Origin of the sequence: Rhodococcus parequi (genome assembly GCF_046042785.1) — a bacterium.
Taxonomy (GTDB): domain Bacteria; phylum Actinomycetota; class Actinomycetes; order Mycobacteriales; family Mycobacteriaceae; genus Prescottella; species Prescottella parequi.
In genome coordinates this window covers 55,302-75,746 of the sequence record NZ_JBDLNV010000007.1, presented here as the reverse complement: position 1 = coordinate 75,746, position 20,445 = coordinate 55,302, and the positions used below count along the sequence as shown (strand labels likewise).

20 protein-coding genes are annotated in these 20,445 nt (G+C 69.6%); 17 read left to right on the top strand and 3 right to left on the bottom strand.

Annotation, left to right across the window (positions count from 1 at the left end):
- The first annotated feature begins 40 nt into the window (after nt 1-40).
- The 15 genes from ABEU20_RS19460 (at nt 41) to tpiA (ending at nt 16,499) form a co-directional block, all read left to right on the top strand.
- Nucleotides 41-1,042, top strand: coding sequence for a zinc-binding alcohol dehydrogenase family protein (locus ABEU20_RS19460; protein WP_420166266.1), 1,002 nt, complete (start codon nt 41-43; stop codon nt 1,040-1,042).
- A gap of 76 nt (nt 1,043-1,118) precedes the next feature.
- Nucleotides 1,119-3,494, top strand: coding sequence for a glycoside hydrolase family 65 protein (locus tag ABEU20_RS19455; RefSeq protein ID WP_420166021.1), 2,376 nt, complete (start codon nt 1,119-1,121; stop codon nt 3,492-3,494).
- A 10-nt stretch (nt 3,495-3,504) separates the two neighbouring features.
- Nucleotides 3,505-4,188, top strand: a complete 684-nt coding sequence (rpe, locus tag ABEU20_RS19450; protein ID WP_420166020.1) for a ribulose-phosphate 3-epimerase — start codon at nt 3,505-3,507, stop codon at nt 4,186-4,188.
- A gap of 31 nt (nt 4,189-4,219) precedes the next feature.
- Complete coding sequence (ribD, locus tag ABEU20_RS19445; protein WP_420166265.1) at nt 4,220-5,209, top strand: bifunctional diaminohydroxyphosphoribosylaminopyrimidine deaminase/5-amino-6-(5-phosphoribosylamino)uracil reductase RibD; 990 nt, start codon at nt 4,220-4,222, stop codon at nt 5,207-5,209.
- 27 nt (nt 5,210-5,236) lie between these two features.
- A complete protein-coding gene (locus ABEU20_RS19440) occupies nt 5,237-5,857 on the top strand; it encodes a riboflavin synthase (RefSeq protein WP_420166019.1) in 621 nt (206 codons plus the stop codon).
- Between the two features lie 98 nt (nt 5,858-5,955).
- Entirely contained in the window at nt 5,956-7,203 is a 1,248-nt protein-coding gene (locus ABEU20_RS19435; protein ID WP_420166018.1) for a bifunctional 3,4-dihydroxy-2-butanone-4-phosphate synthase/GTP cyclohydrolase II, read from the top strand.
- Entirely contained in the window at nt 7,200-7,697 is a 498-nt protein-coding gene (gene ribH / locus ABEU20_RS19430) for a 6,7-dimethyl-8-ribityllumazine synthase (protein WP_420166017.1), read from the top strand. Before ABEU20_RS19435 ends, ribH begins: the two co-directional genes overlap by 4 nt.
- Nucleotides 7,694-8,152 carry a PH domain-containing protein gene (locus ABEU20_RS19425; RefSeq protein WP_420166016.1) on the top strand — a complete coding sequence of 153 codons (459 nt, stop codon included), beginning with the start codon at nt 7,694-7,696 and terminating at the stop codon, nt 8,150-8,152. The genes ribH and ABEU20_RS19425 overlap by 4 nt, the downstream gene beginning before the upstream one ends.
- A 32-nt stretch (nt 8,153-8,184) precedes the next feature.
- Complete coding sequence (uvrC, locus tag ABEU20_RS19420) at nt 8,185-10,326, top strand: excinuclease ABC subunit UvrC (protein ID WP_420166015.1); 2,142 nt, start codon at nt 8,185-8,187, stop codon at nt 10,324-10,326.
- Nucleotides 10,323-11,222, top strand: coding sequence for an RNase adapter RapZ (gene rapZ / locus ABEU20_RS19415; RefSeq protein ID WP_420166014.1), 900 nt, complete (start codon nt 10,323-10,325; stop codon nt 11,220-11,222). Before uvrC ends, rapZ begins: the two co-directional genes overlap by 4 nt.
- Entirely contained in the window at nt 11,219-12,268 is a 1,050-nt protein-coding gene (locus ABEU20_RS19410) for a gluconeogenesis factor YvcK family protein (protein WP_420166013.1), read from the top strand. The genes rapZ and ABEU20_RS19410 overlap by 4 nt, the downstream gene beginning before the upstream one ends.
- Nucleotides 12,265-13,242, top strand: a complete 978-nt coding sequence (gene whiA / locus ABEU20_RS19405) for a DNA-binding protein WhiA (protein WP_420166264.1) — start codon at nt 12,265-12,267, stop codon at nt 13,240-13,242. Before ABEU20_RS19410 ends, whiA begins: the two co-directional genes overlap by 4 nt.
- A gap of 232 nt (nt 13,243-13,474) precedes the next feature.
- On the top strand, nt 13,475-14,494 hold the full coding sequence (gap, locus tag ABEU20_RS19400; protein ID WP_420166012.1) for a type I glyceraldehyde-3-phosphate dehydrogenase: 1,020 nt from the start codon (nt 13,475-13,477) through the stop codon (nt 14,492-14,494).
- A gap of 4 nt (nt 14,495-14,498) precedes the next feature.
- Nucleotides 14,499-15,710, top strand: coding sequence for a phosphoglycerate kinase (locus tag ABEU20_RS19395; protein ID WP_420166011.1), 1,212 nt, complete (start codon nt 14,499-14,501; stop codon nt 15,708-15,710).
- Between the two features lie 3 nt (nt 15,711-15,713).
- Nucleotides 15,714-16,499: a triose-phosphate isomerase gene (gene tpiA / locus ABEU20_RS19390; RefSeq protein ID WP_420166010.1), complete on the top strand. Its 786-nt coding sequence runs from the start codon at nt 15,714-15,716 to the stop codon at nt 16,497-16,499.
- Nucleotides 16,500-16,573: 74 nt separating this feature from the next.
- On the opposite strand, the gene ABEU20_RS19385 is transcribed toward tpiA, so the two are convergent.
- The 3 genes from ABEU20_RS19385 to ABEU20_RS19375 form a co-directional block, all read right to left on the bottom strand.
- Nucleotides 16,574-17,488, bottom strand: a complete 915-nt coding sequence (locus ABEU20_RS19385; RefSeq protein WP_420166009.1) for a tyrosine-protein phosphatase — start codon at nt 17,486-17,488, stop codon at nt 16,574-16,576.
- A gap of 143 nt (nt 17,489-17,631) precedes the next feature.
- The gene (locus tag ABEU20_RS19380) at nt 17,632-18,525 is read right to left on the bottom strand and encodes a tyrosine-protein phosphatase (protein ID WP_420166263.1); all 894 of its coding nucleotides are present in this window, start codon (nt 18,523-18,525) and stop codon (nt 17,632-17,634) included.
- 213 nt (nt 18,526-18,738) lie between these two features.
- A complete protein-coding gene (locus ABEU20_RS19375; protein ID WP_420166008.1) occupies nt 18,739-19,716 on the bottom strand; it encodes a tyrosine-protein phosphatase in 978 nt (325 codons plus the stop codon).
- A gap of 219 nt (nt 19,717-19,935) precedes the next feature.
- Between ABEU20_RS19375 and secG the strand changes: the two genes are divergently transcribed.
- Together secG and ABEU20_RS19365 are read left to right on the top strand one after the other, a co-directional pair.
- Complete coding sequence (secG, locus tag ABEU20_RS19370) at nt 19,936-20,169, top strand: preprotein translocase subunit SecG (RefSeq protein ID WP_069855265.1); 234 nt, start codon at nt 19,936-19,938, stop codon at nt 20,167-20,169.
- Nucleotides 20,170-20,171: 2 nt separating this feature from the next.
- Complete coding sequence (locus ABEU20_RS19365) at nt 20,172-20,429, top strand: pyridoxamine 5'-phosphate oxidase family protein (protein ID WP_420166007.1); 258 nt, start codon at nt 20,172-20,174, stop codon at nt 20,427-20,429.
- The last annotated feature ends 16 nt before the right edge of the window (nt 20,430-20,445 follow it).

The window sequence follows — 20,445 nt, the reverse complement described above, 5'->3', positions numbered from 1 at the left end:
CAACTCGCGCACCTCGGCAACCGCGCTGCCGGCCACGACCATGCGGGCCTGGCGGACGACGAGACCGGGCCCGCTCACCGATCGCCCGCTCGCGCTGGGGCGGGAGTTGCTGCCGCGTCCGACGAGCAAGGATCTGCTGGTCAGGGTGCTGGCCTGCGGTGTGTGCCGAACCGACCTGCACGTCGTCGAGGGCGAGTTGCCGCCGCACCGACTCAATGTGGTGCCCGGCCACGAGGTGATCGGTGAGGTCGTCGGCGTCGGTGACGAGGCCGGGGGCCGGTTCTCCGTGGGGCAGCGGGTCGGTGTCGCGTGGCTGCGGGGGACGTGCGGGCACTGTCGCTACTGCGTGCGCGGCGACGAGAACCTGTGCCCCTATTCGACGTACACCGGTTGGGACGCCGACGGCGGCTACGCCGAGTACACGACGGTGCCGGCCGACTACGCGCTCGAGCTCCCGACGGGTTATCCGATCGTCGAACTGGCCCCGCTGCTCTGCGCGGGCATCATCGGCTACCGCTCGCTGCTGCGGGCCGACCTGCCAGAGGGCGGGCGCTTGGGCATCTACGGCTTCGGGGGCAGCGCCCACCTGACCGCGCAGGTCGCACTCGCCCGCGGTGCGCGAGTCCACGTGATGACGCGGGGTGCGGAGGCTCGCGAACTGGCGTTCGGTCTCGGCGCCGCGTCGGTGCAGGGCGCGTCTGATCCACCCCCGGAGCCGCTGGACTCCGCGATCCTGTTCGCGCCCGCCGGTGATCTGGTGCCGCCGGCACTCGAGGCTCTCGACGCCGGCGGGACGCTCGCGCTCGCGGGCATCCACCTCAGCGACATTCCGCCGCTGAACTACCAGCGTGACCTGTTCCGGGAGCGGCAACTGCGCAGCGTCACCGCGAACACCCGCGACGACGCGCGGGAGTTCCTGGCCTTCGCGCAGCAGCACCGGCTGCGGGTCAGCGCGCACCGGTACCCGCTCGACGCGGCGGACAAGGCGCTCGCCGACCTCGCGGGCGGAGTGTTCGGCGGCGCTGCCGTTCTCGTGCCGTGAGTGCGCCGCTGTCCTAGCGTGGACTGAGCGGTCCGATCTCGATGGGCCGTGTGCCCGCGAGTGGGAGGACGGCCGCATGATCACCCATCCCGCGTTCACCGTCGAGCCGTGGAGCCTGCGCGCCACGAGTCTCGACCTGGACGTCCTGGCGCAGAGCGAATCGCTGTTCGCGCTGTCGAACGGGCATCTCGGCTGGCGCGGCAACCTCGACGAGGGCGACCCGCACGGGCTGCCGGGCAGCTACCTGTCCGGCGTGTACGAGGTGCGGCCGATGCCGTACGCGGAACCCGGTTACGGCTACCCGGATTCGGGCGAGACGATCATCAACGTCACCGACGGCAAGATCGTGCGACTGCTGGTCGACGACGAACCGTTCGACATCCGCCGCGGCCGGATCCTGCTGCACGAACAGGAGCTGGATCTGCGTGCCGGCGTGTTGCGCCGGAAGGTCGAGTGGCGCTCGCCCGCGGGCCGGACGGTGCGCGTCAGCACGACGCGGCTGGTGTCGTTCACCCAGCGCACGATCGGGGCGATCGACTACACGGTGGAAGCGCTGGACGGGCCCGCCCACGTGGTGCTCCAGTCGGAGCTGGTGGCGAACGAACCGATGCCGCAGCAGGAGGCGGATCCGCGCGCGGCGGCGGTGCTGGCCGAACCCTTGTGCGCCGAGGAGCATTTCGACCACGAGTCGCTCGTCCAACTGACGCACACGACCGCGGGCAGCGGTCTGCGGATCGCGGTCGCGATGGACCACGAGGTGACCGGACCGGGTGTGCACGTCGAGGTGGAGAGTTACCCGGACCAGGGTCGGGTGACGATCACCTCGGAGCTGGCGAGGGGCGAGCATCTGCGCATGGTCAAGTACGTCTCGCACGCGTGGTCGGCACGGCGCACCCCGCCCGCGATGCGGGACCAGGTCGCGGGGGAGTTGACGCTGGCTCGGGAGAGCGGCTGGGACGGACTGGTTTCGGAACAGCGCGACTACCTCGACGCGTTCTGGGCGCACGCGGACGTCGTCGTCGACGGCGATCCCGAGGTGCAGCAGGCGGTGCGCTTCGCGCTGTTCCACATCCTGCAGGCGTCGTCCCGCGCCGAGGGGACCGCGATCGCCTCCAAGGGGCTCACCGGCCGCGGGTACGACGGTCACGCGTTCTGGGACACCGAGATGTTCGTGCTTCCGGTGCTGACCTCGGTGCTGCCGCAGGCCGTGGCCGACGCGCTCGGCTGGCGGCACTCGACGCTCGACCAGGCCCGGCGCCGGGCGCGGCAACTCGGATTCGCGGGCGCGGCGTTCCCCTGGCGGACGATCACCGGAAAGGAGTGCAGCGGCTACTGGCCGGCCGGGGCCGCGGCCTTCCACGTCAACGCGGCGATCGCGCGGGCCGCGATCGGGTACATCCGCACCAACGGCAACGGCGAGTTCGAGCGGACCGTCGGTCTGGACCTGCTCGTCGAGACCGCGCGGCTGTGGCTCGCACTCGGCTATTTCGACGACGAGGGCAAGTTCCGTATCGACGGCGTCACCGGCCCCGACGAGTACAGCGCGCTCGTGCGAAACGATCTCTACACGAACCTGATGGCGCGCGAGAACCTGGAGTCGGCGGTCGCGGTGGTCGAGCGACATCGGGAGCGGATGCCCGATCTGGGTGTCACCGACGAGGAACTCGGGCGGTGGAGAACCGCGGCCGACCGCATGTTCGTGCCGTACGACGAGCGGCGCGGGGTGCATCCGCAGTCCTCCGGGTTCACCGATCGTCAGGTGTGGGATTTCGCGGGGACCCCGCCCGAGCACTACCCGCTGCTACTGCACTTCCCGTACTTCGACCTCTACCGCAAGCAGGTCGTCAAACAGGCGGATGTCGTACTGGCGATGCAGTGGGTTCCGGACGCGTTCACCGAGGAGCAGAAGGCGCGGAACTTCGCGTACTACGAGCGGCTCACGGTGCGGGACTCGTCGCTGTCGGCGTGCAGTCAGGCGGTGGTGGCCGCCGACGTCGGTGCCCTCGATCTCGCGTACGACTACCTCGGCGAGACGGCGATGATCGACCTGCACGACCTCGAGCACAACACGAGCGACGGACTGCACCTGGCGTCGCTCGCCGGGATCTGGATCGCGCTGGTCCAGGGGTTCGGGGGCGCGCGGCGCCGTCGGGCCGGGCTCACGTTCCGGCCGACGCTCCCGCGGGGCATCGACCGCCTCGCGTTCGGGGTGGCAGCCGCCGGGTGCCGACTGCGCGTCGCGATCGACCACACCGAGACCCGGTACCACCTCGTGGCGGGGGACGAGTTGACGCTCCAGCACGACGGGAAGCCGGTCACGTTGCACCGCAACGAGGTTCGGGTGATGCCGACGCTGCATCCGCCCGCCGGCCCGGTGGTGACGCAACCTCCGGGGCGGGCCCCTGCCCGGCGGCGCCCCGGCACCGGCGATCCGCAGTCGTCCGCCGACTAAACTCGCCGACGTGGCAACCCCGATGATCGCACCGTCCATTCTCTCCGCCGATTTCGCGCGCCTCGCCGAGGAGGCCGACGCCGTGGCCGGCGCCGACTGGCTGCACGTGGACGTCATGGACGCCCACTTCGTACCCAATCTGACACTGGGTCTGCCGGTGGTGCAGAGCCTGCTGAAGGCCACCGACATCCCGCTGGACTGCCACCTGATGATCGACGATCCGGGCCGCTGGGCGCCGCCGTACGCCGAGGCTGGCGCGCACAACGTCACGTTCCACGCCGAGGCCACCGACGACCCGATCGCGGTCGCCCGGGACATCCGCGCCGCGGGCGCGAAGGCAGGCCTCAGTATCAAGCCGAACACGCCGATCGAGCCGTACCTCGAAATCCTGAAGAACTTCGACACGCTGCTGGTGATGAGCGTCGAACCCGGCTTCGGTGGGCAGTCGTTCATCCCGGAGGTGCTGGACAAGGCTCGCGCCGTCCGCAAGCTCGTCGACGCCGGCGAACTGCGTCTGCTCGTGGAGATCGACGGCGGGATCAACGTCGACACCGTCGAGCAGGCCGCCGAGGCCGGCATCGACTGCTTCGTCGCCGGTTCCGCGGTCTACGGTGCCGCCGACCCGGCAGCCGCCGTCCGCGGCCTGCGCGAGCAGGCGGCCAAGGCATCGCCGCACCTGACGCTGTCGATCTGACGGCACGGAGGTGACCACTCCCGACGCCGCGATGCGGCTCGCGATCGACGCTTCCGAGGCCGTGCGCGGGAGCACCAGCCCTAACCCCCCGGTCGGTGCGGTGATCCTCGACGCGTCCGGCGACGTCGTCGGTGTCGGCGCGACGCGACCACCGGGCGGCCCGCACGCCGAGGTGGTCGCCCTGGCGGCGGCCGGAAAGCGTGCCCGCGGCGGGACCGCGGTCGTCACGCTGGAGCCGTGCAACCACCAGGGTCGCACCGGCCCGTGCTCGCAGGCGCTGATCGACGGGGGGCTCGCAGTCGTGCACTACGCGGTCGCGGATCCCAACCCCACCGCAGCGGGCGGCGCGGAGACACTGCGCCGCGCCGGTGTCGAGGTGTCCGGTGGGCTGCTCGCGGACGATGTGGAGGGCGGTCCGCTGCGCGCGTGGCTGCACCGGCAGCGGACCGGACGCCCCCATGTGACGTGGAAGTTCGCCACCACGCTCGACGGCCGCAGCGCCGCCGCCGACGGCACCAGCCAGTGGATCACCGGACCCGAGGCGCGGGCACGCGTGCACGCCGACCGGCTGCGGCTCGATGCGATCGTCGTCGGAACCGGAACGGTGCTGGCGGACGATCCCCGGCTCACCGCGCGACTGCCGGACGGTTCTCTCGCCGAGCACCAGCCGTTGCGCGTCGTGGTCGGTACGCGCGACATCCCGGCCACCGCGAGGGTGCTGGACGACGCGGCACCCACGCTGGTACTGCGCACGAACGACGTCGACGAGGTCCTGGCGGCGCTCGCTGATCAGGACGACGTGCTGGTCGAGGGGGGTCCTCGTCTCGCGGGCGCCTTCCTCGCGGCCGGCGCGGTCGATCGCATCCAGGCGTACATCGCGCCGGTGGTACTGGGTGCGGGGTCCCACGCAGTGGAAGACGCTGGAGTGTCCACCATCACCGAGGCGCTACGGTTTCGTCGGGAGAACGTCGAGGTCCTCGGCGACGACCTGTTGTTGAACCTGATCCCTCGGGCTCAGTAGTTGATCGATCCAAGGAGTGGCGAAGACATGTTCACGGGAATCGTCGAGGAGCTCGGCGAGATCGTCGCCAAGGAAGACCTGGCCGACGCGGCCCGCTTCACCGTCAAGGGGCCGCTGGTCACTTCCGACGCCGGCCACGGTGACTCGATCGCCGTCAACGGTGTGTGCCTGACGGTCGTCGACGTGCTCGACGGTGAGGCCTTCACCGCGGACGTCATGCAGGAGACGCTGGTCCGGTCCAGTCTCGGCGCACTCGGGGTCGGCAGCCGGGTCAACCTCGAGCGGGCCGCGGCGGTGAGCAGCCGTTTGGGTGGGCACATCGTCCAGGGGCACGTCGACGGAACCGGTGAGGTCGTCAGCCGCACCCCGTCCGAGCACTGGACCGTCGTGCGCATCTCGCTGCCGTCGAGCATTTCCCGCTACGTCGTGGAGAAGGGCTCGATCACGGTCGACGGCGTCTCGTTGACGGTGTCCGCCCTCGGTGGTGAATCCGGTGCCGAGTACTTCGAGATCTCGCTCATCCCGACGACGCTCGCGCTCACCACGCTCGGCGCGGCACAGCCGGGTACGCCGGTCAATCTGGAGGTCGACGTCATCGCCAAGTACGTCGAGCGACTGCACACGGTCGCCGGTCGACAGCCGGAATAACGACCTCGTCACGCGAGGTCGTACTGTTGAGGTGCATCTGAAGCGATGCGCCGGGACATACTCGAGCACACCAGTTCAAGATTTTGGAGCCCAAGCACGTGACCAGGTTCGACAGCATCGAGCGCGCAGTCGCCGACATCGCCGCCGGTAAGGCGGTTGTGGTCGTCGACGACGAGGACCGCGAGAACGAGGGCGACCTCATCTTCGCAGCCGAGAAGGCCACCCCCGAACTCGTGGCGTTCATGGTGCGCTACACGTCGGGCTACCTGTGCGTTCCGCTCGACGGCGAGGACTGCGACCGGCTGGGCCTGCCGCCCATGTATGCGACCAACCAGGACAAGCACGGCACCGCGTACACGGTGACCGTCGACGCCCGCGAGGGTATCGGCACCGGCATCTCGGCGTCCGATCGTGCGGCGACGATGCGCCTGCTGGCCGATCCGGAGACCGGCGCCAACGACTTCACCCGCCCGGGGCACGTCGTTCCGTTGCGCGCGAAGGAGGGTGGCGTGCTGCGCCGCCCCGGTCACACGGAGGCCGCGGTCGACCTCGCCCGCATGGCGGACCTGCGTCCGGCCGGCGTGATCTGCGAGATCGTCAGCCAGAAGGACGAAGGCCACATGGCCAAGACCGACGAGCTGCGCGTGTTCGCCGACGACCACGACCTGGCGCTGATCTCGATCGCGGACCTCATCGCCTGGCGCCGCAAGCACGAGAAGCACGTCGTGCGGGTCGCCGAGGCGCGCATCCCGACCCGGCACGGTGATTTCACCGCCGTCGGCTACCGGAGCATCTACGACGAGGTCGAGCACGTGGCGCTCGTCCGCGGTGACCTCTCGGTCGAGGACGGCAGCGACGTGCTGGTGCGGGTGCACTCGGAGTGCCTGACCGGCGACGTCTTCGGGTCGCTGCGCTGCGACTGCGGTCCGCAGCTCGACGCCGCGCTCGACATGATCGCGCAGGAGGGCCGCGGCGTCGTCCTGTACATGCGTGGCCACGAGGGCCGTGGCATCGGCCTGATGCACAAGCTGCAGGCCTACCAGCTGCAGGACGCCGGTTCCGACACCGTCGACGCCAACCTGCAGCTCGGACTTCCCGCCGACGCGCGGGACTACGGCATCGGCGCGCAGATCCTCGTCGATCTCGGCATCAAGTCGATGCGCCTGCTCACCAACAACCCCGCCAAGCGGGTCGGGCTGGACGGCTACGGACTGCAGATCACCGATCGGGTCCCGATGCCGCTGCGCGCGAACGCCGAGAACCTGACCTACCTGCGCACCAAGCGTGACCGCATGGGTCACGATCTGATCGGTCTGGACGAGTTCGAGGCCGGTGACGCACTGTGAGCGGTGAGGGACGTCCCGATCTCCAGTTGGGGATGGCGAAGAACCTGAAGCTCGCGATCGTCGCCGGACAGTGGCATCCCGAGATCAGTGAGGCGCTCGTCGCGGGTGCCAAGCGGGTCGCCAGGCAGGCGCAGATCGAGGAGCCGACGCTCGTTCGCGTCGCGGGCGCGATCGAGTTGCCGGTCGTGGCCCAGGAACTCGCGAAGTCGCACGACGCCGTCGTCGCGCTCGGCGTCGTCATCCGCGGCGGCACACCGCATTTCGAGTACGTGTGCGACGCGGTGACCGCCGGGCTGACGCGGGTCGCACTCGACGAGGGCGTCCCGGTCGGCAACGGTGTGCTCACCACCGACACCGAGAAGCAGGCGCTGGACCGTTCCGGTCTCCCGGGCTCGGTGGAGGACAAGGGCGGCGAGGCGTGTGCGGCGGCGATCGACACCGCCGTGACGCTCGCCCAGCTGCGACGGAAGCGGACGGGGTCGACGTCTCGATGAGCACGAACGGCGACTGGGAGTTCGAGGTCCGGTCGAAGAAATCGGCACGGTACGCGTGGATCGCGGCCGGCGTGCTCGTGCTGGTGCACGTCACGTTGGCCATCCTGCTGCGCACGTCGGCGACGGGCGTGTACTTCCGTCTCGTCGACCAGTTCGCGATGGCGGGCATCGGCCTGCTCCTGGCGTGCGGTGTGCTGTTGCTCACCCGCCCGCGGCTGCGGGCCGGCCCGCGGGGCATCGCGGTGCGCAACATCCTCGGTGAGCGCGTCGTCGACTGGGATCTCGATCAGGGGCTGTCGTTCCCGGACGGTGCTGCGTGGGCTCGGATCGAACTGCCCGACGACGAGTACGTCCCGGTGATGGCGATCCAGGCCAACGATCGCGACCATGCCGTGCGGGCGGTCCGTCGGTTCCGCGAGCTCGAGGCGAAGTACACGAGCTCGCGAGCCGAGTGAGTACCGTCGGTACCGCCGACTAGCCTGGAATCGTGCCCGATCCCTCCACTTATCGACCCGCGCCCGGCTCCATCCCGGTGGAGCCGGGTGTCTACAAGTTCCGCGACCCGCACGGCCGGGTGATCTACGTCGGCAAGGCGAAGAGCCTGCGGTCGCGGCTCAACTCGTACTTCGCCGACGTCTCGTCGCTGCATCCGCGCACCCGGCAGATGGTGACGACGGCGGGCAGCGTCGAGTGGACCGTCGTGAGTACCGAGGTCGAGGCGCTCCAGCTCGAGTACAACTGGATCAAGGAGTTCGACCCTCGGTTCAACGTCCGCTACCGGGACGACAAGACGTATCCGGTGCTCGCCGTGACGTTGAACGAGGAGTTCCCCCGGTTGTTCGTGTACCGGGGACCGCGGCGCAAGGGCGTGCGGTACTTCGGCCCGTACTCGCACGCGTGGGCCATCCGCGAAACGCTGGACCTGCTGCTGCGGGTCTTCCCGGCGCGCACCTGCTCGGCGGGGGTGTTCAAGCGTCACAACCAGATCGGCAGGCCCTGCCTGCTCGGGTACATCGACAAGTGCTCGGCGCCGTGCGTCGGCCGCGTGAGCGCCGCCGAGCACCGTGAGATCGTCGAGGACTTCTGCGACTTCCTGTCGGGCCGCACCGACCGGCTGGTCCGACAGCTCGAGGCGCGCATGCAGGATGCGGCGGAGGACTTGGACTTCGAGACCGCCGCCCGGCTGCGCGACGACGTGGGCGCCCTCAAGAAGGCACTCGAGAAGCAGGCCGTCGTGCTCGGGGACGGCACCGACGCCGACCTGGTGGCGTTCGCGTCCGACGACCTGGAGGTGGCCGTGCAGGTCTTCCATGTGCGCGGTGGGCGCGTGCGCGGGCAGCGCGGCTGGGTGGTCGAGAAGGCCGGTGACGTCATCGAACGTGATGCGGTCGCGGCGGACGCCGGGGCGGAGTCGGAGCTGGCGATCCTCGTCGAGCAGTTCCTCACCCAGTTCTACGGCGAGCAGGCCGCGCTGTCCGACGGCGGCGCACCGGCCGATCAGCCCACGAACGCGGTGCCGCGCGAAGTGCTCGTGCCCGCGCTCCCGCGTGACGTCGAGGGCCTGCAGCAGTGGCTCGCCGGGCTGCGGGGCAGCTCGGTCACGCTCCGTGTCCCGCAGCGCGGCGACAAGAAGGCGCTGGCCGAGACCGTCGAACGCAACGCGAAGGAGGCGCTGGCCCAGCACAAGCTCCGGCGCGCGGGCGACTTCACGTCGAGATCTGCTGCGCTGCAAGGAATCCAGGAGGCGCTCGATCTGGATTCGGCGCCGCTGCGGATCGAGTGCGTCGACATCAGCCACGTGCAGGGGACCGACGTGGTGGCCTCGCTCGTGGTGTTCGAGGACGGCCTGCCGCGCAAGTCGGACTACCGGCACTACGCGATCCGGGAGGCGGCCGGCGACGGGCGGTCGGACGACGTGGCGAGCATCGCGGAGGTCACCCGGCGGCGGTTCCTGCGACACAACAAGGATGTCGCGTCCGGCGGCGGGGCCGACGGCGGCGACCAGGCCCCCGAGGCGGCCCTCGATCCGCAGACGGGCAGGCCCCGCAGGTTCGCGTACCCGCCGAACCTGTTCGTCGTCGACGGCGGCGCTCCGCAGGTCAATGCGGCCGCGGAGGTGCTCGACGAACTCGGTGTCACCGACGTCGCGGTGATCGGTCTGGCGAAGCGTCTCGAGGAGGTATGGGTCCCGGGTGAGGAGGACCCGGTGATCCTGCCCCGCACGAGTGAGTCGCTGTACCTGCTGCAGCGGATCCGCGACGAGGCCCACCGCTTCGCGATCACGTTCCACCGCAGCAAGCGGTCGCGGCGGATGACGGCGTCGGCGCTGGATTCGGTGCGCGGCCTGGGCGAGACACGGCGGACTGCGCTCGTCACGCACTTCGGCTCGGTGGCGCGCCTGCGCGAGGCCACGGTCGAGGAGATCACGGCGGTGCCCGGTATCGGTGTCGCCACCGCGGAGGCGGTGCTCGCGGCGCTCGCCGAACCGCGGACCCCCCAGCGCGGAACGGCCGATGCCGCCGAGCCCGCCGCCGAGCCCGCCGCAGATGTCGCTGCGGGAGGCGTCGTGGTGGGGGATGATGTGACGGACATCGGCGCATCGGAACGAACAGGACACAGTCGCGAGTGAACGACCAGCAGGAACGCGGTGGGGGAGACGTGGAGGTCGCGCTCGTCACCGGGCTGTCCGGGGCAGGACTGAGCACCGCGGCGAAGGTGCTCGAGGATCTCGGTTGGTACGTCGTCGACAATCTGCCGCCCGAGCTGATCACCAGGATGGTCGAACTCGGCGTCGAGTCCGACCCGCCGATCCGCCGCCTCGCGGTGGTGATCGACATCCGCAGCCGCCCGTTCACGGGTGACCTCGGGCGGGTCGTCGCGGCGCTCGAGACGATGCCGGTGCAGATCCGGGTCCTCTATCTCGAGGCCAACGACCCGGTGCTGATCCGCCGGTTCGAGCACGTGCGCCGCAGCCATCCGTTGCAGAGCGACAGCAAGGAAGGCACGCTGTCCGAGGGAATCGCCGCCGAGCGGGCCAAGCTGGCGCAGGTTCGCGCGTCCGCCGACCTGGTCGTCGACACGTCCGCGCTCGCCGTGCGGGAGCTGCGGGAGAAGATCGAGACCGCGTTCGGCGGTGAGGCCAGCAGCGTGATCCAGGTGACGGTGCAGTCCTTCGGGTTCAAGCACGGGCTGCCGATGGATGCGGACCTGGTGTGCGACGTGCGGTTCCTCCCGAATCCGCACTGGATACCGGAGCTGCGTCCGCACACAGGACTGGAGGAGGCGGTGCGGGACTACGTCCTGTCCCGCGACGGCGCCGAGGAGTACCTCGACACCTTCGGGCGACTCCTCGAACTGACGACGGCGGGCTACCGCCGGGAGGGAAAGCGCTACATGACGATTGCGGTCGGCTGCACCGGCGGCAAGCATCGGAGCGTCGCGATGTCCGAGGCACTCGCTGCGCGCCTCGGCCACGAGGACGGTCTGGCCGTCCGCGTCGTTCACCGCGATGTGGGGCGCGAATGACGGACGGATCGACTTCTCCCGACGCGCGTGCGCCGCGGATCGTCGCGTTCGGCGGCGGGCACGGTCTGTACGCGACGCTGAGCGCGGCCCGACGTCTGAGCTCCGACGTGACCGCGGTGGTGACCGTCGCCGACGACGGTGGCTCCTCGGGACGCCTCCGCAGCGAACTCGGCATGATTCCGCCCGGCGACCTCCGGATGGCGCTCGCGGCGCTCGCCGCGCAGACCCCGGAGGTCCGGTCGTGGACCGAGACGGTGCAGCACCGCTTCGGGGGTTCTGGTGCGCTCGCGGGTCACTCCGTCGGCAACCTCATCCTGGCGGGCCTCACCGAGGTCCTCGGCGACCCGATCGCCGCGCTCGACACGGTCGCCCGCCTGCTCCAGGTCGAGGGGCGGGTGCTGCCGATGTCGACGCAGGCCCTGCAGATCGAGGCGGACGTCGTGGGCTTGGAGACCGATCCTCGGGTCAGTCGCTGCATTCGCGGGCAGGTGGCGGTGGCGACCACACCGGGCAAGGTGCGCCGGGTGCGACTGCTGCCGACCGACCCGCCGGCCTGCCCCGACGCCCTCGCGGCGCTCGAGACTGCAGACCTCGCGGTTCTCGGGCCCGGTTCCTGGTTCTCGAGCGTCATCCCGCACGTGCTGGTTCCCGAACTTCTCGACGGCCTGCTGCGCACCCGGGCCCGCAAGGTGCTCATTCTCAACCTCGCGCCGGAACCGGGAGAGACGGCGGGATTCTCCGCCGAGCGCCATCTCCACGTACTGTGCCAACACGCGCCCGAATTCCGCGTCGACCACGTCGTCGTCGACTCGGCATCGGTTCCGCAGGGCCGCGAGCGTGATCATCTGTGCCGCGCCGCGATGAACCTGGGCGCCGAGGTGGTCTACGCGGACGTCGCCGAGGACGGCACCCACAAGCATCACGCGGGCAAGCTCGCGGATGTCCTCGCCCGCCTCGCGGGTCGGCAGGCGCCGGCCGGGTACGACGACATCGAACGAGCCACCGAACAGACAGTCGGGGGAAGGGAGAGCGCCTCGTGGCGATGACAGCCGAGGTCAAGGACGAGCTCAGCAGGCTCGCGGTCACGCAGGTCAGCTGCCGCAAGGCGGAGGTGTCGGCGCTGCTCCGCTTCGCGGGCGGGCTGCACATCGTCGGCGGCCGGGTCGTGGTGGAGGCCGAGGTGGATCTCGGGTCGACCGCACGGCGGCTGCGTGGGGAGATCCTCGACCTGTACGGATACCACTCGGACGTGCACGTGCTGAGCGCCGGCGGTCTGCGCAAGAGTTCGCGTTACGTGGTTCGGGTCGCCAAGGACGGTGAGGCGCTCGCCCGCCGGACCGGGCTGCTCGACATGCGGGGCCGACCGGTGCGGGGCCTGCCGGCCCAGGTCGTCGGTGGCAGCGTCGGTGACGCCGAAGCGGCGTGGCGGGGGGCCTTCCTGGCGCACGGTTCGCTCACCGAACCGGGTCGTTCGTCGGCGCTGGAGATCAGCTGCCCGGGCCCGGAGGCTGCGTTGGCGCTGGTAGGTGCCGCCCGTCGGCTGGGCATCGCGGCCAAGGCGCGCGAGGTCCGGGGTACCGACCGGGTGGTGGTCCGCGACGGCGAGGCGATCGGCGCCCTGCTCACCCGGATGGGCGCCCAGGACACGCGTCTGACATGGGAGGAGCGTCGCATGCGCCGGGAGGTGCGCGCGACGGCCAACCGCCTGGCGAACTTCGACGACGCGAACCTGCGCCGGTCGGCCCGCGCGGCCGTCGCGGCCGCGGCGCGCGTGGAGCGGGCACTCGAGATCCTCGGGGCCGACGTCCCGGACCACCTGGCCGCGGCGGGCACGCTGCGGGCCAAGCACCGGCAGGCGTCGCTCGAGGAGCTCGGCCAGCTCGCCGATCCGCCGATGACCAAGGACGCGGTGGCCGGGCGAATCCGTCGGCTGCTGTCGATGGCGGATCGCAAGGCCAAGGAGCTCGGGCTCCCCGACACCGAGTCGGCCGTGACCCCCGAGTTACTCGAGGAGGCCTGACGGCGACCGTACGGTCTCGTCGACGTCTCGTCCCACCCCCCACGGTGACCTGGACCGCTTCCGGTGACCGGGGCAGATGCGCGCCCGACGGGGTGCGCCAACTAGGGTGGGACACACATCGACCGATGAGTCCCGCGCGTTTCGGTTTCGATCGGCGTGGGTACCAACGTGCCCGCGAGGGTCTCGCGGGCAACAACTGGCACACCAGAGTAGATGGGCAAAGGAGCTAACTGTGACGGTCCGGGTAGGCATCAACGGCTTCGGTCGTATCGGACGTAACTTCTTCAGGGCGGTCGATGCGCAGAAGGCGCTCGGCACCACCGACATCGAGATCGTGGCGGTCAACGACCTCACGGACAACGCGACGCTGGCTCACCTGCTCAAGTACGACTCGATCCTGGGTCGTCTGCCGCACGAGGTCTCGCTCGAGGGCGACGACACCATCGTCGTCGGCGACACCAAGATCAAGGCGCTGGCGCACCGCGGCCCGCTGAACGAGCTCCCCTGGGGCGAGCTGGGCGTCGACGTCGTCGTCGAGTCCACCGGCATCTTCACGGACGCCGAGAAGGCCAAGGGCCACCTCGAGGCCGGCGCCAAGAAGGTCATCATCTCCGCGCCCGCCAAGGGCGAGGACATCACCATCGTCATGGGCGTCAACGACGACAAGTACGACGGCAGCCAGGACATCATCTCCAACGCGTCCTGCACCACCAACTGCCTCGGCCCGATCGCCAAGGTCCTCGACGACGAGTTCGGCATCGTCAAGGGTCTGATGACGACCGTCCACGCGTACACGCAGGACCAGAACCTGCAGGACGGCCCGCACAGCGACCTGCGTCGCGCCCGCGCCGCCGCGCTGAACGTCGTCCCGACCGGCACGGGTGCCGCCAAGGCCATCGGCCTGGTCCTCCCGCAGCTGCTGGGCAAGCTGGACGGCTACGCGCTGCGCGTGCCGATCCCGACGGGTTCGGTCACCGACCTCACCGTCAACCTCGCGAAGCCGGCCACGATCGCCGAGATCAACGCCGCGATGAAGGCTGCTGCCGAGGGCCCGCTGAAGGGCATCCTCAAGTACACCGAGGCGCCGATCGTGTCGTCGGACATCGTCACGGACCCGCACTCCTCGATCTTCGACGCCGGCCTGACCAAGGTCATCGACGATCAGGTCAAGGTCGTGTCGTGGTACGACAACGAGTGGGGCTACTCGAACCGCCTCGCGGACCTCATCGGTCTCGTCGCGAAGTCCCTCTGACGCCGTGGCAGTCAAGACTCTGAAGGACCTGCTGGACGAGGGGGTCGAGGGTCGTACCGTGCTGGTGCGCTCCGACCTCAACGTCCCGCTGGACAACGGAACCATCACCGACCCGGGCCGCATCGTCGCGTCCGCGCCGACCATCTCGGCGCTGGCCGAGGCGGGAGCCAAGGTCATCGTGATGGCACACCTCGGTCGGCCCAAGGGTGAGTTCGACGCGGCGTTGTCGCTGGCGCCGGTCGCCGCGAAGCTCGGCGAGGTGCTGGGCCGCAACGTCCAGCTCGCCGGTGATGTCGTCGGCCAGGACGCGCTCGCGCGTTCCGAGGGCCTGACGGACGGCGATGTCCTCCTGCTGGAGAACATCCGCTTCGATCCGCGTGAGACCAGCAAGGACGATGCCGAGCGCGAGGCGCTCGCCAAGGCACTCGTCGAGCTGGTCGACGGCGAGGGTGCGTTCGTCTCCGACGGCTTTGGTGTCGTGCACCGCAAGCAGGCGTCGGTCTACGACATCGCCAAGCTGCTCCCGCACTACGCGGGCAACCTGGTCGCGGCCGAGGTCGAGGTTCTGCAGAAGCTGACGCAGGATTCCGAGCGTCCGTACGCGGTCGTGCTCGGCGGTTCCAAGGTGTCGGACAAGCTCGCGGTGATCGAGGCGTTGGCCCCCAAGGTCGACACCCTCGTCATCGGTGGTGGCATGTACTACACCTTCCTTGCCGCGCAGGGCATCTCGGTCGGCAACTCGCTGTGCCAGGAAGAGATGATCGGCACCTGCAAGGAGCTGCTCGAGCGGTACGCGGACGTCATCCACATCCCGCAGGACGTGGTGATCGCCGACTCGTTCTCGGCGGACGCCGAGTCCGAGACGGTCTCCGTCATGGAGATTCCGGACGGCTGGATGGGCCTGGACATCGGACCGCGGTCGGTGGAGCGCTTCGCGGCGATCCTCTCGTCTGCCAAGACGGTGTTCTGGAACGGCCCGATGGGCGTGTTCGAGTTCGAGAAGTTCGCGGCGGGCACCAAGGGTGTCGCCGAGGCGATCATCGAGGCCACCGGCAAGGGAGCGTTCAGCGTCGTCGGCGGCGGCGATTCCGCGGCGGCCGTGCGTCAGCTCGGTCTGCCCGAGGACGGCTTCTCGCACATCTCGACCGGCGGCGGCGCCTCCCTCGAGTACCTCGAGGGCAAGACGCTTCCCGGTATCGCGGCGCTGGAGGACTGACACATGGCACGTAAGCCTTTGATCGCCGGCAACTGGAAGATGAACCTCAATCACCTCGAGGCCATCGCTCTGGTGCAGAAGATCGCGTTCTCGTTGCCTGCGAAGTACTTCGAGAAGGTCGACGTGACGGTGATCCCGCCGTTCACCGACATCCGCAGCGTGCAGACGCTGGTCGAGGGCGACAAGCTCCTGCTCACCTACGGTGCGCAGGACGTCTCCGCCCACGAATCGGGTGCGTACACCGGCGAGATCAGCGGCTCGATGCTGGCCAAGCTGGGCTGCACGTTCGTCGTCGTCGGTCACTCCGAGCGGCGCACGCTGCACGGCGAGTCCGACGAGACGGTGCTGGCCAAGACCAAGGCGGCGCTGGGATGCGGAATCACCCCGATCGTCTGCATCGGTGAGGGCCTGAACATCCGCGAGGCCGGCGAGCACGTGGCGTACAACGTTGCGCAGCTGAAGGCTTCGCTCGCGGGTCTGTCGGCCGACGAGATCTCCCAGATCGTCGTCGCGTACGAGCCCGTGTGGGCCATCGGCACCGGCAAGGTGGCCTCGGCCGCCGACGCCCAGGAGGTGTGCAAGGCGGTGCGTGACACGCTCGCCGAGCTGGCCTCGCCCGAGGTCGCGCAGGCCGTGCGGGTGCTCTACGGCGGCTCGGTCAACGCCAAGAACGCCGGCGAGCTCATTGCGCAGCCCGACGTCGACGGCGGACTGGTCGGCGGAGCGTCGCTCAAGGCGGACGAGTTCGCCACCCTGTCGGCCATCGCGGCCGGCGGACCGCTCCCGTGATCGGGTAGCAACCGAACGAGCGCGGGGCGCGTGACCGGAATGGTCACGCGCCCCGCGTTTTTCGTCGTGCAGGATCAGGCGAGGAGCTTGACGCGGAGCTTCGCGACAGTGCTCATGGAGAGCCCGAGGCCGTCGACCAGATACCGATCGAACGAACCGTAGTTGGCGTCGACCTCGGCGAAGGATGCCTCGAGGTAGCTGGCGTCGACGCCGATCAGTTGCCGGTAGATCTCCGCCGCCTCCGGGCCCTTCGCGGCGGTGATCTGGTCGAGCGTCGCTCGGATCGTGTCGGCCGAGTAGTCGTTCGACAGCAGGTAGTCAGCCGTGATGGTCTCCCGTGGCACTCCCGCGATGCCGAGCAGCAGGGCGGTCGCCCAGCCCGTCCGGTCTTTGCCTGCGGTGCAATGGAACACCTGCGGTCCCGCCGTGTCGGCCAGTTCGGTGAGCAACTGACGGTATCCGCTGCGTGACGTCGCATCGTTGACAGTGGAGCGGTAGCCGTCCTGCACGTACGTGCGGGCCTCCTCGGGGCTGCGCAGGCCTGCGATGTCGCCGCTGGGGTCGGCCGCGAGGACCTGGATCCGGGTGTAGCGGACGCCGTTCGGGAGCACGTCCGGCTTGGCGGCGATCTCCTGGTCGGTCCGCAGGTCGTAGACGGCGGTGAGCCCCAGTGAATCGAGTGTCCCGAGATCGGCGGGATCCGGAGTGAGCGCGTTGGCGCGGTAGAACACACCCGAGTTGACGTGCAGTCCGCCGAAGCCGACATACCCGGCTCCGGTCCCCGCGATGTCCCGGAAGTTGTTCACCGAAGCCAGTCGGGGTGCCTCGATTCGCTCGGGTTCGGTCGTCACGGATCCGGACGAGCCGAGTCCCGCGAGCGGGGACGCGTCGGCGAGTGCCGGTCCCGCCAGCATCAGGGCACCGGTCAGCGCGAGGGTGGTCGTCGCGCGGATGCGCGGGAAACGCTTGTGGTGCACAGGGTTTGTCACAGTGATTCCTTCCGCGATGGAGTTTCCGTCGGGAAGGTAGCGCGCCGGTCGTCCGCCGGTGTGATGCGTCTCACTCAGTGGGGGTGGTGGCGCCGGGCGCGCGCCGAATCCGCGCGCGCCCAGCGTCGTTCATCGGTGGGGGCTCAGCCGAACAGCTTGATACGCAGCTTGGCGAGCGTCACCGGCGACAGGCCGAGGCCGTCGAGCAGATAGTTCTGCACGGTGCCGTACTTCGCGGCCAGCTCGTCGAGCCCGGCCTGGAGGTAGCTGGCGTCCACGCCGAGGAGCGGGCGGTAGACGTCGGCGATGCCCTGGCCCTGGCCGGCCTTGATGCCCTCGTACGTGCGCTCCATCGACGCGGCGGTGTACTCGTTGGTGAGCAGGTAGTCGCTCATGACGTCGTCACCGGAGACCCCCGCGAGGGTCTGCAGCAGCGCGGAGGTCCAGCCGGTCCGGTCCTTGCCCGCGGTGCAGTGGTAGACCTGCGGTCCGGGAGTGTTCGCCAGATCGGTCAACAGTTGCGCGAATCCGGCGCGCGCGGCGGGATCGGTGACGAACGAACGGTTCATGTCCTGCATGAAGCGGCGGGCGTCGTCGGGCGTCCGCAGCTGGGCGACACCCGCGGCCAGATCGCCGGACAGGATCGGGATGTGGACGTACTCGGGCCCGGCGGGGAGGCGGTCGGCCTTCTGCGCGACTTCCTCGGGTGTCCGCAGGTCGTAGACCGCCGACAGCTTCAGGCCCTCGAGCGTGGCCAGGTCCGCGTCACCGGGTGTGATGGCGTTCGCGCGGTAGAACACACCGGTACGCATGTGACCGAACGGGGTCCGGTAGCCGGGGCCGGCGACGTCGCGGAAATTGTCGACGGTCGCGAGCCGCGGGGTCTCGACGGTGGTCGGCGCCGACGACCCGAACGCCCCGAGCGATCCGAAGGACGGCAGGTCGGTCGAGCCGGCGGCGTTTGCCGCGGTGGCGCCGGCGAGCAGGAACGAGCCGGACACGGCGACTGCCATGGTGGCTCGGGTGGTGCGGCGCAGAGCTGTGGAGCGGTGCGTCATGGTGGGGCCTTCCTCGCTGGGGTGCTGACAGCTCGGAAAGTAGTGCGGCACGTTGTGCCACAGAAGTGGGGCATCTCACTGTGCGGGAGGAGTGTGCCGCCAGCCACCGGGTGGCGCGGCCGCGGTCGGTGGCTGCCCCCGTCCGCCCGAACGAACGAGCGCGCGGGGCGTTCACGGGCCGGACGTCCGGCGCTATTCGGTGGCGTTCAGGCGGATCAGGTCCTCGTTCGTCTCGGTCACCTGCAGGCCGTCACGAATGTAGTTGGCGATGGTGCCGTAGTGCTGCTCGACCGCATCGAACGCCGCGGCGATGTAGCTGGGGTCCGCGCGCAGGAGCTGTTCGGCGACCGCGGCGGCCTGAGCGCCCTGCGTGGCGGTGATCTCCGCGAGCTGATCCTCGATGTCGGCCTCGAGGTAGTCGTCGGACAGCAGATAGTCCTGCTCGATGGTCGCCCGGGAGACTCCGGCGATGCTCTGGACCAGCGCGGCCGCCCACCCGGTGCGGTCCTTGCCGTTGGTGCAGTGGACGATCGAGCGCCTGGACGAGGTGTCGTTGAGCAACTGGCCGAATCCGGCGGTGGCCCCGGGGTCGGTGACGAACTTGCGGTACATGTCCTGCATGTAGGCGCGAGCCTGTTCGGGCGTGGTCAGGGTCTCCGCGACACCGGTGAGATCGCCGACGCCGATCGGGATCGACACCCGGTCGGTCGCGTTGGGGACCACGTCGGGTGCGGCACTCACCTCGGTGGGCGTTCGAAGGTCGTAGATCGTGTACACGCCCAGATCGTTCATCTTGGCCTTGTCGGCGGGGGAGAGTGCGCCGAAATCCCCGGACCGGTAGAAGAAGCCTCGGATGAACCGGCCGATGCCGTGGGAGCTGGCGTAGCCGGGGCCGGCCATGTCGCGAGAGTTCGCCACGCTCGGTAGGACGGGCGCTTCGGGAGTGCCGACCGGCTCGGTCGGCTCGTTCGGCGTGCCGGGGATGAGCGAGCCCAGTGAACCGACGGCTGTGAGAACGCCCGGAGGTAGCGCTGTGAGCGAGCCGGTGAGGTCGTCGGCGGGGTCGGCCGCCGCGGAGGTAGTCGCGGAGAGCGTGACGCCGCCCGCGACGACGAGGGTTGTGGCGAGAGCGGTGACCAGACGTGCCGAGGAGCGAGTGACGGGTGACATCCGAGAACCTTTCCGGCGCTTCGAGGAACGCGCACGACGGGTGTGATCGCGATAACAGTGACCTAAAGTAACAACCATCGGTCATCGGACGCGTCCCTTTCGTCAGGTTCGGTTCGGGCGAAACGGGAGCGGAGTTCGCGCTCGGGCGCGGACGCACCAGGTAAGCTGGGCGCGCTACTGGCCGAAATCCGTCGTGCGTGAAGGGCAGCGAATACCGAAATGGCACTGTTTTTGGACATCCTGCTGGTCATCACCAGCTTGCTGCTCATCCTGCTGATCCTGCTGCACCGTGCCAAGGGCGGCGGCCTGTCCAGCCTCTTCGGTGGCGGGGTCCAGTCGAGCCTGGCGGGCTCGAGCGTCGTCGAGAAGAACCTCGACCGCATGACGGTCTTCACCGCAGCGATCTGGTTGATCGCGATCCTCGGCATCGGACTCGAGATCAAGTTCAGCTGACGATGGCCGGGTACCGCAGTTCCGCCACCATTCCCGATGCTGCTGCGGCGCTGATCGACGCCCCGGAGTTCGCGACGCTCGCGACCGTCGAGCCGGGCGGACAGCCACAGCTGTCCGTCGTGTGGCTCGAGCGGGACGGCGACGACATCGACAAGCTGGCGCAGAAGTACACGGGGGCCGAACGGTGGGAACACGACACCCCCGACACCCCGCGGGTCATCGTCCGGCTGACCCCGGCGAAGGTGATCTGGAAGGGCTGAGACCCGTCTCCGCGTT

Coding starts and splice junctions, on each gene's coding strand:
- ABEU20_RS19460 (WP_420166266.1), top strand. CDS start 41: ATGCGGGCCTGGCGGACGACGAGACCGGGCCCGCTCACCGATCGCCCG.
- ABEU20_RS19455 (WP_420166021.1), top strand. CDS start 1,119: ATGATCACCCATCCCGCGTTCACCGTCGAGCCGTGGAGCCTGCGCGCC.
- ribD (WP_420166265.1), top strand. CDS start 4,220: ATGCGGCTCGCGATCGACGCTTCCGAGGCCGTGCGCGGGAGCACCAGC.
- ABEU20_RS19440 (WP_420166019.1), top strand. CDS start 5,237: ATGTTCACGGGAATCGTCGAGGAGCTCGGCGAGATCGTCGCCAAGGAA.
- ABEU20_RS19425 (WP_420166016.1), top strand. CDS start 7,694: ATGAGCACGAACGGCGACTGGGAGTTCGAGGTCCGGTCGAAGAAATCG.
- ABEU20_RS19410 (WP_420166013.1), top strand. CDS start 11,219: ATGACGGACGGATCGACTTCTCCCGACGCGCGTGCGCCGCGGATCGTC.
- whiA (WP_420166264.1), top strand. CDS start 12,265: ATGACAGCCGAGGTCAAGGACGAGCTCAGCAGGCTCGCGGTCACGCAG.
- tpiA (WP_420166010.1), top strand. CDS start 15,714: ATGGCACGTAAGCCTTTGATCGCCGGCAACTGGAAGATGAACCTCAAT.
- ABEU20_RS19375 (WP_420166008.1), bottom strand. CDS start 19,716: ATGTCACCCGTCACTCGCTCCTCGGCACGTCTGGTCACCGCTCTCGCC.
- secG (WP_069855265.1), top strand. CDS start 19,936: ATGGCACTGTTTTTGGACATCCTGCTGGTCATCACCAGCTTGCTGCTC.
- ABEU20_RS19365 (WP_420166007.1), top strand. CDS start 20,172: ATGGCCGGGTACCGCAGTTCCGCCACCATTCCCGATGCTGCTGCGGCG.